Origin of the sequence: Candidatus Pelagibacter sp. (assembly GCF_052049575.1) — a bacterium.
Lineage (GTDB): Bacteria > Pseudomonadota > Alphaproteobacteria > Pelagibacterales > Pelagibacteraceae > Pelagibacter.
In genome coordinates this window covers 345,983-357,972 of sequence record NZ_JBNGZQ010000002.1, presented here as the reverse complement: position 1 = coordinate 357,972, position 11,990 = coordinate 345,983, and the positions used below count along the sequence as shown (strand labels likewise).

The following is an 11,990-nucleotide window of genomic DNA, read 5'->3' as shown; positions in this document are numbered from 1 at the left end:
TCTCTAAAATGAATAATAAAACAAGAGTTTTTTTTAAAGGGATTTTTGATGTAAGTCCTCTCATGATCCCAGTTGTTCCTTTCGGTCTGATATTTGGAGTTCTCTCAATTGATATAGGATTTAGCCCGATAGAGACAATGGGAATGTCATTAATAATTTTTGGTGGAGCATCGCAAATTATTTTACTTCAACTATTTTCTGGAGGCGCCTCCTCTCTAGTTATAATAAGTTCAGTTGGAGCAGTTAATTCTAGACATCTTTTGTACGGAGCCGTTGTTTCAGAGCATTTATCAGATTTGAAACTTATTTGGAAAATAATAATTTCATATTTTTTAATTGATCAAGCTTTTGCAAGATCAAATGAATATTTAAAAAAAAATAAAGATAAAGATAGATATTTTCATTTAGTTGGTGGTGGTATTACTTGTTGGGTTATTTGGCAATCAACTACTTTTTTAGGAATTTTTTTAGGAGCATTTATTCCTGAAAAACTTGGTTTAAGTTTTGCAGTGCCATTAACTTTTTTGGCATTATTAGTAAATGATCTTAGAAAATTTATAAATATAATTGTAATTATTATTTCGGGTCTAGTAGCAACATTTGGATTTAATTATATCCCCTATAAAGCATATGTAATCGTTGCTGGTATAACTGCACTTATCGTTGCAGCAATCTTAACAAATTTTAAAAAAAATGAATAATTGGGTTTTAATTATAAGCTGTGGTTTGATAACTTTTTTAACTAGATTTTCAATGATTGCATTATTAAAAAAAGAAATGTTTAATGATAGAATTAGAGAAGTTTTGTCGTTTGTTCCTTCAGCAATTTTTCCAGCAATAATATTTCCTGCAATTTTTTTAGATAGTACAGGAGATTTTCAATTAGAAAATAATCCAAAAATTATGGCTGCAGTAATTGCAATGTTGATTGGACTGATAAGTAAAAATATAATTGCGACAATTATTGCAGGATTAGCTTCTTATTGGTTTTTGATATTTGTGATATAAGATTATATGAAAAAAATTATATTTTTATTATTCCTTTTCTTTACATCTAATGTTTATTCAATAGAAAAAGAGACAACATTTAATAAAGAGTTGTTTGATAAAGCTCAATCACAGGGAAAAATAGTAATAGTAAGTTCTTGGATTAAGTATTGCACATCCTGTGCAAGTCAAATGAAAGTTTTGAACACTGCAAAAAAAAATGGAGAGTTATCTGATATTAAATTTGACAATATTGAATATTTTGCCTTCGATGTGACAGATAAAGAAATTTCTAATTTTTTTAATGTGCAGTATCAAACCACACTTTTAATATTTAAAGGAAACAAAGAAGTTTACAGAAGTATTGGTGAAACCAGCGAAAATTTAATATACGAGGCTATAAAAGCTTCGATTTAAAGTTAATTTCCTAAATTGATATTTCTTTTCACGTTAAAATCTATTTGAGCTGGTTTTTTTAAGTTTAAGTTGCTCATCATCTCAACATATTCATCTACACTATTTACTTGAAGTCTTGGATTTTGTTTTTTTTCTTTACCAATACTGCTTACTTTTTCACCTTTATAATCGTGAGCAGGGTATAAAAAAGTTTCATCAGGAAGTTTAAGTAGTTTATTAAAAATTGAGTTATATGCATCTTTCGAATTTCCATTCTGAAAATCTGTTCGACCTGTTCCATTTATAAGCAATGTATCACCAGAAAAAAGATAATTATCCATCAAAAAACTATAACTATCAGAGGTATGACCTGGAGTGTACATTGCTCTAATTTTTAAATTTTCTAAATTTATATATTCATCATCTTTTACCTTAATTTCAACAGCATTAGCCGGAGTATGATCACCCATTATTGTGGAGCATTTAGTAATATCTTTTAATTTTGAAGCACCTGTAACATGATCAGCATGAATATGAGTGTCAATTACTTTAACTAATCTTAAATCTAATTCTTTCAATAAAATTATATAATCACTTACATTTTCTATAACTGGATCAATTATCAAAGCTTCTCTTCCTTTAGATGAGGCAATTAAGTATGTGTATGTGCTAGATTTTTGATCAAATAGTTGTTTAAAAATCATAACTACATATTATCATATATGAATGAAATCCACTACATTTGATTGGTCTTGCTCACATACATGGAAACAAAGTGCTAAAAATACTGCATGGTGTTTGCTTGGATGTTCAATTGGAGATTTTGGAACAATTTTATTTTTTCAATTAACCAAAATACCGTTCCCAGTTTTAGCAATAATGATATTAGCAATAATCAACGGACTGATTACAAGCATAATACTTGAAACGATTATTTTAATCCGTCAAAACTTAGCATTTAAAATAGCTTTAAAAACAGCTTTAGGTATGAGCTTTATTTCTATGATAAGTATGGAAATAACTATGAATTTAACAGATTATTTTTTAACTGGTGGAGCGATACTCACGTGGTGGGTCATACCATTGATGCTTATCGTTGGTTTTTTAACACCTTGGCCATATAATTATTGGAGATTAAAAAAATATGGCATCAGTTGTCATTAAAAATTGGGACAATAAAACTTGGCTCTCATCGAAAAATTATATCAATTCGTTTAATGAATTTTTAATTAAAAATCTGAATATTAATTCAAAGTCAAAAATTTTAGATATTGGATGTGGAAGAGGTAAAATCTTAGGATCTTTGAGTTCAAAATTAAGATTAAAAAAAAAACCATTAGGAATAGATATAATTAGTCATAAAGACAAGGATAAAAGAATTAAATTTAGAAAAATTAATGTGATAAATTTTTTTAAAATCAATAAAGAAAAATTTGATTTTATTTTGATTAAACAAACAATCCATTTAATCAATTTAAAAGAAATAAAAAAAATATTACACCAATTAAAAAAAAGATTAAATCCAGGAGGTAAAATTTTAATTTTTACTTTAGATACTGGCAAAAACGAAATTCCAACTTTTAAAATAATGAAAATTAAACTTAATAAATCTCTTGAACGAGATAAGAAAATATTAAAGCTGATAACAAAAATATTTCCAGGTAGAATTAAAAAAAAATTTATTTACAATGTAAAGATAGATAAAAAAAAATATTTAGATATGATTAAAAATAGATATATTTCAACTTTAATATCCTTAACTGAAAAACAAATTTATAGCGGAATACAAGAAATTAACCAAAAATATAAAAATAAACTTAAATTTAAAGATAAATTAATTTGTATTATTTTATAAAATTCTTTTGAGTAAATTCTCTTTAAAAAATAATTTATGAATAATTACAGCTGATATGTGTAATGTTATCAATCCGATTAGTGTAAAGTTTCCAATTATGTGAATTTCATAAAATATATCTGCTAGCTCAAAATTGTCTTTAATTTCAAGTTTAAAAAAAAATATGTCAAGTTCCTCACCATTATATAATTTTTTTAAAGCCCCTGAGATAGTTATCGTTAAAATTGAGATATATAAAAAATAATGATTTAATTTTGCTATTAATTTTTGCCCAGTAAAAATACTATTTTGCAAGGGCGGAGTAGGATTTAAAGTTTTATATATAAGTCTTAATATAGTCAGATAAAATATACCTATGCCTAACGTTACATGTAGACTTTCAACTGTTAATCTAAGTTCACTGAAATCCATGTCAACCAAGTAAAAACCTAGTGGAATTTGAACAATCAATAGCGCGGCGCTTAACCAATGAAATATTTTGGAAAAAGTTCCATACTCTGTTATAGTGTTTGTTAATCCCATATGGCATTTAAATATAGCATAAATATATTAAAAATTACTTTCTTCATTATAGTTTTTTTCGTGATGTTGACTCCAGTAAATTCCGAAATGTCAGTAGAGGAGATTATAAAAGGTAGAAAAGCTTTGTTCAGTAAGAATTATAGTACTGCAAAAAGGGTTCAAACTTTTGCTAGTAAAGGAGAATTTGATAAAGCTAAAACTTTAATGTTAGAAATGAGTGAAAATTATAAAACTTTAATCGAATATTTTCCGGATAATACAAAAGAAGGCTTTAAAACTGAGGCTCTTCCATCTATTTGGGAAAATAAAAAAGAATTCAATAATTTAATGAAAAAAGCATCAGATGATATGATTAAATTAGCATCATTATTTGAAGATGCCGATGATGTAAGTGCTGTCTTAAAAGAAATGATGTGGAGTAATTGTAAAGCTTGTCATAGTAAGTTTAGAGCACCACATTAAATTTTTAGATTAAACGAAGGGGTTCGCTCTTTCGTTCTCCAACCAAAAGAGCTCCCCTTAGTCGCCTTTTTGGCATTTAAGTCCTAATGGACTTTTATTTTTTTCGTTTATGTTTTTATGAAATATAAAGCTACCCAGCTAAGTGTCAGGTGGCATTTGATTCATTAAAACTACCTCCTTGTATAAAAAAGATAAATTTTAGATAGGTTGTATTCAAGGAATATATTTAACAAAAATCAAAATTAATTTCTTGAATACAACCTGACTCTTTTGTAGTATCCCAGCATCAAAAAAATCTTCCCCTTCAAATAGAAATTTGATTTGCATTCAAGCAAATTGTAGTTAAGATTAATTATGAACTACTTAAGCGGACTTATAAATCTTGTAACTAGTTTAGTTATTTCAACTGTAATAATTTATGCAATAAATTTTATAGCTGGATTTGCTGGAGCTGATTATTCATTTACAAATGGCGAGGTATTTGTGATGTGGATTTTAATGGCAATTTTAGTGAATAACTGTTTTAGAAAATAGAAATTTAATTTTTAAACATTATTCCTCTTTTTTTTTAATAATATTAAAGTATTATATTTTAAGGGGTGTCTTTTTAGACTGAGATTAAACCCTAAGAACCTGTCCGGTAATTCAGAAAGGGAAATAAATGAATAATTCTTTTTTTTTAGATCAATCCACTTCATTAATCTTAATAATTGCAATCAGTTTGTTATTTGCTTTTTTGGGAATTAATCACACTAAAAAATTCAAAGGGTTAAATAATTATTTAACTGCTAATAGGAATATTGGTGTCTTTTCATTAACCACCAGTTTAACAGCATCAGCATTAGGAGCTTGGATTTTATTTGGACCTGCATCCGCTGCGACCTGGGGAGGAATAGGAGCTGTTATTGGTTATTCTTTAGGAACAGCATTTCCACTATTTTTTTTAATTTACTTAGGAAAAAAAATTAGGAATGAATTCCCCAAAGGATCTTCTTTAATAGAATTTATGAGAAGAAAATTTGCCAAAAGTTTATTTAAGTTAATTTTATTAATGACCATATTTTATATGTTCATTTTTTTGTGCGCTGAGGTAACTGCAATTTCAGTTTTGATTAATTATATATCTGGTACTGAATTTTGGATTACAGCTTTAGTAGTTCTCTCGTCCACTCTAATTTATACATTATATGGTGGATTAAAGGCTTCAATTTTTACTGATAATATTCAAATGATTGTTATAGGAGTTTTATTAATAATCTCGTTTATATATATTACTTCATTTACAGGTTCTAAATTTTCTTTTGATTTTGTGATTAAAAAAAATCCTCAACTTCTGAGTAGTAATTACATTCCAAATTATACTGCAGGCTTAACTTTTTTTATAGCAGTAGCTGCAACTAATTTGTTCCATCAAGGTAATTGGCAACGTGTGTATGCAGCTAAAAATTACCAAACTTTAAAAAAAAGCTTAATTATTTCTTTTTTAATAATAATTCCTATTGTTTTATTTATGGGTTTTTCAGGAATGGTAGCTTTCTCAATTGACCCTAGTACTAGACCAGATCTGGGATTTTTTTCATTGTTACTTAAAGAGCAAACAATTTTTTTATCTTTATTTGTAATTATACTGGGGATGGCATTAACAATTTCAACTGTGGACACATTAATTAATGCAATCTCGAGTTTGGTAATTTTAGATGGAAAAGCAGTATTTAATTTGAGTAAAAAAACTAATTATTTAAACTTTTCTAAATATATAATTTTATTTTTATCGTTTATCTCTTTTATTATTGCATCAAAAGGATTTGATATTTTATATCTTTTTTTATTAGCAGACCTGTTTTGTTGTGCTTTTGTATTAACTGTTTTTCTGAGTTTTTATGATAAATCAATTAATGAAAATTTAGCTTATATTTCTATTTTGATTGGATTGATAGGTGGATTTTTACTGTTTCCCTCACCCGATTTCTCTAAAAGTTTATTAGTAGGAATTTTCATGCCAAAAGATTTATTTCCATCTTTAGTGTCACAATCTTTGCTTTTTTTATCTTTTATTGTAGCGACCTTTCTGCCTTTGCTTATTATTAAAGCTAAAAAGCTTCATATAAGTTGATTGTATTAAATCAATTAATAACTATATAAATGCTTCCATGCGGGATAATCAGATTTTAATAAACAATCTATCTAAAGTTTATGACAATGGCTTTAATGCCTTAAAAAACATAAATTTAAAAATTAGAAAAGGGGAAATTTTTGCAATGCTTGGTCCTAATGGAGCAGGTAAAACTACTTTGATAAGTATTATTTGTGGGATCGTAAATCCAACCTCAGGAAATGTTACTGTAGATGATTATGATATCATAAAAAATTACAGAGAAACTCGATCAAGAATAGGTTTAGTTCCTCAGGAATTAACTTTAGAGCAATTTGAGACAGTTTTTAACAATGTCTCTTACTCAAGAGGTCTATATGGGAAAAAAGCAGATCCAAACCATATCGAGAAAGTCTTAAAACAACTAAGTTTATGGGATAAAAAAGATCTCAAACTTCGGCAGTTATCTGGTGGAATGAAAAGAAGAGTTTTAATAGCAAAAGCCTTATCTCATGAACCAACAATTTTATTTTTAGATGAGCCTACAGCTGGTGTTGATGTAGAACTAAGAAAAGAAATGTGGCAGGTTGTTGAAAATTTGAGAAAAACTGGTGTTACAATTATTTTAACTACTCATTATATCGAAGAAGCAGAAGCAATAGCTGATCGAGTTGGAGTTATAAATCAAGGAGAGATTGTAATTGTTGATGAAACAAATGAACTATTAAAAAAAATGGGCCATAAAAAACTTACAATCGATTTACATGAAAAAATAAATCAAATACCTACAACGCTTCAAAAATACAACTTATCTTTCGCACCAGACTTGATGAGTTTGAATTATACTTATAGTCTTAAGACAAAGCAGACAGGAATTACAAATTTATTACAAGATTTAAAAGATGCAGGCCTAAAATTGAAAGATTTAAAAACTGAACAAAGTAATTTGGAAAAAATTTTTGTAAACTTAGTTAGGGAAAAAAATGAAAATTAATTTTTATGGGTTTAGAGCAATTTATCTTCATGAAATGGATCGTTTTAGAAGAACTTTAACTCAATCTGTATTGTCTCCAGTATTAACAACTTCGCTATATTTCATAGTTTTTGGTTCAGTAATTGGAGGGTATGTGGAAAAAATTGATGGAATAAGCTACGGATCATACATCGTGCCAGGTCTATTGATGCTTACTTTATTAACTCAATCAATCAGTAACACTTCTTTTGGAATTTTCTTTCCCAAATTTAACGGAACAATTTACGAAATTTTAGCTGCCCCAATTTCAACATTAGAGGTCGTACTTGCTTTTGTAGGAGCTGGTGCAACAAAAACACTTATAGTAAGTATAATAATATTTATCACTTCATTATTTTTCGTCGATGTCCAAGTCAAATATCCATTGCTGATGATATTTTTATTAATTTTGGTAGCATTTACTTTTGCTTTATTTGGTTTTTTAATAGGTTTAATGAGCTCAGATTTTGAGCAAATGTCTATAATTCCAACTTTGTTTGTGACACCGATGGTATTTTTAGGTGGGAGTTTATATTCATTAGATATGCTGCCATCATTTTGGCAAACTGTGACTTATTTTAATCCAGTTGTTTACTTAATAAATGGTTTAAGATTTTCTTTTTATGGAGTTTCTGATTTCAATATATGGATAAGTATTGGAACTATGTTTTTATTTTTATCCATTTGTATAACAGTAGTTACAGTTCTTCTTAAAAAAGGTTATAAAATCAAATCTTAACTGACCCATTTCTGGGCCAGTTAATAACTCTAATTAAGAAGGATAGTTTTATTAGAATTGTTCAGACTCTGTTGAACCTGCCATTGCCGTGGTAGAACTTTTTCCACTACTTATTGTATTGGATACAGCATCAAAATAAGATGTACCAACTTCACGTTGATGTTTAACACTAGTATATCCATCTTTTTCACGAGCAAATTCTTGTTGTTGAATTCTTGAGTATGCCGTCATACCTTCTTTCTTATATTTTTCAGCTAGCTCAAAAATTGCAATATTTTGTGTATGAAATCCTGCTAAAGTAATAAATTGAAATTTATAACCCATTTGACTAATTTTTTGTTGAAACGATGCTATCTCATCATCAGATAGATGTTTTTTCCAATTAAATGATGGAGAACAATTATACGCTAAAAGTTTTCCTGGAAATTTTTCATGAATTGCATCTGCGAATTTTTTTGCTTCCTCAAGATTTGGCGTAGCCGTTTCACACCAAATTAAATCTGAGTAAGGTGCATAAGCAAGGCCTCTTGATATAGCTTGTTCAATTCCAGCTTTTACATAATAGAAACCTTCTGGAGACCTTTCACCTGTTAAGAAAGGTTTGTCATTTTCATCGTAATCATTTGTAATTAATTTTGCAGCGTTTGCGTCTGTTCTAGCTAAAATAATTAGCGGCACATCTGCTATATCGGCTGCCAATCTAGCGGCTTTTAAATTTTTTATCATGGTACCAGTTGGAACCAAAACTTTACCTCCCATATGTCCACATTTTTTTTCACTTGCTAATTGATCTTCAAAATGAACACCAGCAGCACCTGCTTTAATAAATTTTTTTGCAAGTTCAAATACATTTAAAGGTCCACCAAAACCGGCTTCTCCATCAGCAATGATTGGAAGCATGTAATCAATTCTCTTCTCTTTTTTCATATCACCATCTTTTAATTCCATGTGCTGAATCTGATCAGCTCTAATTAAGGCGTTATTCATAGATTCTACTAATTTCGGAGCACTATCATAAGGATATAAAGATTGATCAGGATACATTTCTCCAGCACTATTAGCATCAGCTGCTACTTGCCAACCACTTAAATAAATTGCTTTCAAACCAGCTTTTGCATGTTGAACCGCATGATTACCTGACAAAGATCCTAGAGTATTAACATAATTTTCTGTATTTAATAATTTCCAAAGTTTTGTTGATTGTTGTTTACAAATTGAATATTCAATTTTAATTGAGCCTCTAAGTCTTTCAACTTCTTCAGGAGTATAATCTCTTTTAATTCCTGCAAATCTTTTTAAATCATAAGAAATCTTTTCTGCGCTCATAATTGACCTTTGCAATGTTCAAGTAATTGAAAATGAATTTTAGAGTTTGAAAATTAGTTTGAGTCGTTAAGTGTCTCAACCAAATCTTTCATTCCACTTGAACCCCAATCACAATGATCATCTCTCATGTAGATACCTCTGCTATTATGTCTTGCAAGGTCCTCATGTCTTATAATTTGAGCCTCATTTTCGTTGTTTTTTAATTTTTCGTCCATGTAAATTTTATAATTTACAAAATTTACAAAATCTATCAAAAAGTATAAAACTGTTGTAAACTAAAGAAAAATCTTGTAAAAATAAATTTACAAAATTTACAAATAGAAAATATGAGTCAATTTAATCTAAAAATAGGACCAAAAATCAAGGCTTTTAGGAGACAGCTAGGGCTTCAAGCGAATAAATTGGCTGAGGATTTAAATATATCTCCTAGTTATCTAAATCTTATTGAAGGTGGAAAAAGAAAAATAGATGGAGATTTACTTTTAAAAATTTGTGAAAAATTGAATATTGAACTTTCTCAATTAACCTCAAAGTCAGATATAAATTTAGAAAATACTTTATCAGAAATACTAGATGATAAATTGTTCGAAGATTTAGATATTCTAGGTCCAGAAGTAAAAGATTTAGTTGGTACTAATCCAAAAATTGGCAGAGCCATCGTTAGACTAGGGGATATTTTAAAAAAAAAGGATCATGAAATGATTAACAAAATTGAAACAATATCTGGTAAAATTGTCGATAATAGAAAGAATTCATTTCCTGGTGAAGTTATTTCAGATTTTTTACAAGAAAATAAAAACTATTTTCCAAAATTAGAAGATTTTGCAAATAATGTTTTTGAGAAAGTTCAAAAAAATAATAGGACTAGATATATTGCTCTTTGTGACTATTTAAAATCAGAATACGACATAAAAGTAAAAGATGTTATTCCTGAGGAAAATAAACCTTTTTCAAAGCTCTACAAAAAAAATAAAAAAGAACTACTATTGAGTGATTACAGCTCTTTAGAAACAAAAAAACTTCATGCAGCTGCTCAAATTGCCCAAGAGGGTGCTGATAAAGAAATCGAAGAATATTTGTCAAAATTTACTTTTCCATCTGATGAGTCTAAAAAATTAACAAAAATTGCTTTATTAAATTACTGCGGTGCTGCTATTTTAATGCCTTATAAACTTTTTCATACAGAATGTAAAAAACTTAAGTATGATTTAGAGTTATTACAAAATACTTTTGCTACGTCTTTTGAACAGGTAGCTCATAGAGTAACGTGTTTACAAGATCCAAAATTACCAGGGATACCTTTTCATTTTTTAAGAGTGGATATGGCTGGGAATATATCAAAAAGATTTTCCTTATCAGGAATAGAAATTCCAAGATATGGTGGTGCTTGTCCGCGTTGGAACGTTTATTCAGCTTTGACAAGACCTGGTATAATTCAAGCTGCTGTTAGTAAAATGTCTAATGGTGAAAAGTATGTATGTATTGCTAGAACAGTTGAAAAAGGGATTGGAAGATTTGGACAATCAAAAAGTATTTTGTCTATCGGATTGGGATGTGAAGCAAAATATGCAAAAGAATTCATCTACTCGGAGAATTTAAACATTAATGATAAGTCTACAGAAATACCAATAGGTGTGTCATGTAGAACGTGTGATAGATTAGACTGTTCACAAAGGGCGTTCCCTCCATTACACAAGAAATTTGATGTTGATATTAATTCAAGAGGTGTCTCAGTTTACGTTGGAGACAAAAACACATAGTCGATGATTAAATTTATCATACCTGCAGTTGCTATATTTTTGGTAGTTCTATTCTGGGAAAAAATAAATGAAACAATTTATAAAAAATTTAATATTAAAATAAACTATATTGTTGCTACGATTATAGTAATAATTTTAGGGGTAATTTTTGCTTTACTATATTTTTAATTAAAATTTAAGAAAAATTAGAAAATGAAAGAAATTTTTAAAAATGTAAGAAATAAACTAGCAGAGAAGTATTTAGATAATAATAATTTAAAAAACTCAAAAAAATTTAAACCAAGAATAAAAGCAAGGATCCGAAAAAACAAACAAATTATTAATAAAAATATTGATAATTTTTTTGGTTGGGTTAAAGGTGCAGAATTAGTAGAGCTAAAAGATTGTAATACCTCTGAAGACCCAGTTAGACCTGAATTAGATGTTTCTTTTAGAAGAAATTATGGAAGAAAAATTTATGGCGTGAAATATAAAAAAGAAATTCATGCTGTGATGTGTTTTGCCTATACTAATGAAATACCCAGGAATGTTGAAGAACTAGACAAGTTCAGTCAAGATGCTCATTTACAGAGCACTCATAGAGGTCAAAATGTTGGCCAAATTGCCATTGCTTATACAGTTTGGTCTAAAAAAAAAGGCGGTGGAAAATTGATTGTTAAGGAAGTTTACAAAAAGATTAAAAAATCTAACCATTTAAATAGATTAGTTACGCTCTCTCCTCTAACTGAAATGGCAACAAAATTTCATAGCAAAAATGGTGCGAAACTTTTACAGGTTAATGAAACTACTCAAAATTTCGAGTATGAGATTATAAAAGAATAAAAAATTTTAAATTCATA

General features: G+C 28.3%; 15 protein-coding genes and 1 pseudogene. 12 read left to right on the top strand and 4 right to left on the bottom strand.

The genetic code is table 11. The features are described 5' to 3' along the window. Positions 1-8: 8 nt before the first annotated feature. From ACTT9C_RS05490 to ACTT9C_RS05480, 3 genes are read left to right on the top strand one after another with little or no spacing between them, the layout of a single operon-like run. Positions 9-701, top strand: coding sequence for an AzlC family ABC transporter permease (locus tag ACTT9C_RS05490; RefSeq protein WP_440923491.1), 693 nt, complete (start codon positions 9-11; stop codon positions 699-701). Next, a complete protein-coding gene (locus ACTT9C_RS05485) occupies positions 694-1,008 on the top strand; it encodes an AzlD domain-containing protein (RefSeq protein ID WP_440923490.1) in 315 nt (104 codons plus the stop codon). The genes ACTT9C_RS05490 and ACTT9C_RS05485 overlap by 8 nt, the downstream gene beginning before the upstream one ends. Before the next feature lie 6 nt (positions 1,009-1,014). Then, positions 1,015-1,404 carry a TlpA family protein disulfide reductase gene (locus ACTT9C_RS05480; RefSeq protein WP_440923489.1) on the top strand — a complete coding sequence of 130 codons (390 nt, stop codon included), beginning with the start codon at positions 1,015-1,017 and terminating at the stop codon, positions 1,402-1,404. Between the two features lie 8 nt (positions 1,405-1,412). Here the strand turns inward: ACTT9C_RS05480 and ACTT9C_RS05475 are convergent. Beyond that, positions 1,413-2,087, bottom strand: a pseudogene (locus ACTT9C_RS05475) (MBL fold metallo-hydrolase); the annotation flags it as partial. Positions 2,088-2,109: 22 nt separating this feature from the next. On the opposite strand from ACTT9C_RS05475, the gene ACTT9C_RS05470 reads away from it, so the two are divergent. Together ACTT9C_RS05470 and ACTT9C_RS05465 are read left to right on the top strand one after the other, a co-directional pair. Beyond that, positions 2,110-2,547 carry a DUF4396 domain-containing protein gene (locus ACTT9C_RS05470; RefSeq protein ID WP_440923488.1) on the top strand — a complete coding sequence of 146 codons (438 nt, stop codon included), beginning with the start codon at positions 2,110-2,112 and terminating at the stop codon, positions 2,545-2,547. Beyond that, positions 2,528-3,238: a class I SAM-dependent methyltransferase gene (locus ACTT9C_RS05465; RefSeq protein WP_440923487.1), complete on the top strand. Its 711-nt coding sequence runs from the start codon at positions 2,528-2,530 to the stop codon at positions 3,236-3,238. Before ACTT9C_RS05470 ends, ACTT9C_RS05465 begins: the two co-directional genes overlap by 20 nt. Here ACTT9C_RS05465 and ACTT9C_RS05460 read toward each other — a convergent pair. Next, on the bottom strand, positions 3,233-3,760 hold the full coding sequence (locus ACTT9C_RS05460) for a cytochrome b (RefSeq protein ID WP_440923486.1): 528 nt from the start codon (positions 3,758-3,760) through the stop codon (positions 3,233-3,235). The genes ACTT9C_RS05465 and ACTT9C_RS05460 overlap by 6 nt on opposite strands. A 63-nt stretch (positions 3,761-3,823) precedes the next feature. Between ACTT9C_RS05460 and ACTT9C_RS05455 the strand changes: the two genes are divergently transcribed. The 5 genes from ACTT9C_RS05455 to ACTT9C_RS05435 all read left to right on the top strand — a co-directional run bounded on the left by ACTT9C_RS05455 (position 3,824) and on the right by ACTT9C_RS05435 (position 8,065). Then, positions 3,824-4,222, top strand: a complete 399-nt coding sequence (locus ACTT9C_RS05455) for a cytochrome c (RefSeq protein ID WP_440923485.1) — start codon at positions 3,824-3,826, stop codon at positions 4,220-4,222. Between the two features lie 354 nt (positions 4,223-4,576). Further along, positions 4,577-4,756 carry a hypothetical protein gene (locus ACTT9C_RS05450; protein WP_440923484.1) on the top strand — a complete coding sequence of 60 codons (180 nt, stop codon included), beginning with the start codon at positions 4,577-4,579 and terminating at the stop codon, positions 4,754-4,756. A 127-nt stretch (positions 4,757-4,883) separates the two neighbouring features. Further along, on the top strand, positions 4,884-6,335 hold the full coding sequence (locus tag ACTT9C_RS05445; protein ID WP_440923483.1) for a sodium:solute symporter family transporter: 1,452 nt from the start codon (positions 4,884-4,886) through the stop codon (positions 6,333-6,335). A gap of 37 nt (positions 6,336-6,372) precedes the next feature. After that, a complete protein-coding gene (locus ACTT9C_RS05440; RefSeq protein WP_440923482.1) occupies positions 6,373-7,308 on the top strand; it encodes an ABC transporter ATP-binding protein in 936 nt (311 codons plus the stop codon). After that, positions 7,298-8,065 carry an ABC transporter permease gene (locus ACTT9C_RS05435; protein WP_440923481.1) on the top strand — a complete coding sequence of 256 codons (768 nt, stop codon included), beginning with the start codon at positions 7,298-7,300 and terminating at the stop codon, positions 8,063-8,065. The genes ACTT9C_RS05440 and ACTT9C_RS05435 overlap by 11 nt, the downstream gene beginning before the upstream one ends. A 51-nt stretch (positions 8,066-8,116) precedes the next feature. Here ACTT9C_RS05435 and aceA read toward each other — a convergent pair whose 3' ends face one another. Both aceA and ACTT9C_RS05425 read right to left on the bottom strand, forming a co-directional pair. Then, on the bottom strand, positions 8,117-9,391 hold the full coding sequence (aceA, locus tag ACTT9C_RS05430; protein ID WP_440923480.1) for an isocitrate lyase: 1,275 nt from the start codon (positions 9,389-9,391) through the stop codon (positions 8,117-8,119). 53 nt (positions 9,392-9,444) lie between these two features. Beyond that, entirely contained in the window at positions 9,445-9,606 is a 162-nt protein-coding gene (locus ACTT9C_RS05425; RefSeq protein ID WP_440923479.1) for a hypothetical protein, read from the bottom strand. A 111-nt stretch (positions 9,607-9,717) separates the two neighbouring features. On the opposite strand from ACTT9C_RS05425, the gene ACTT9C_RS05420 reads away from it, so the two are divergent. Both ACTT9C_RS05420 and ACTT9C_RS05415 read left to right on the top strand, forming a co-directional pair. Further along, positions 9,718-11,151 (top strand): helix-turn-helix domain-containing protein, encoded by a 1,434-nt coding sequence (locus ACTT9C_RS05420; RefSeq protein WP_440923478.1) that lies wholly within the window; start codon positions 9,718-9,720, stop codon positions 11,149-11,151. 192 nt (positions 11,152-11,343) lie between these two features. Beyond that, positions 11,344-11,973: a hypothetical protein gene (locus ACTT9C_RS05415; RefSeq protein ID WP_440923477.1), complete on the top strand. Its 630-nt coding sequence runs from the start codon at positions 11,344-11,346 to the stop codon at positions 11,971-11,973. Positions 11,974-11,990: the final 17 nt, after the last annotated feature.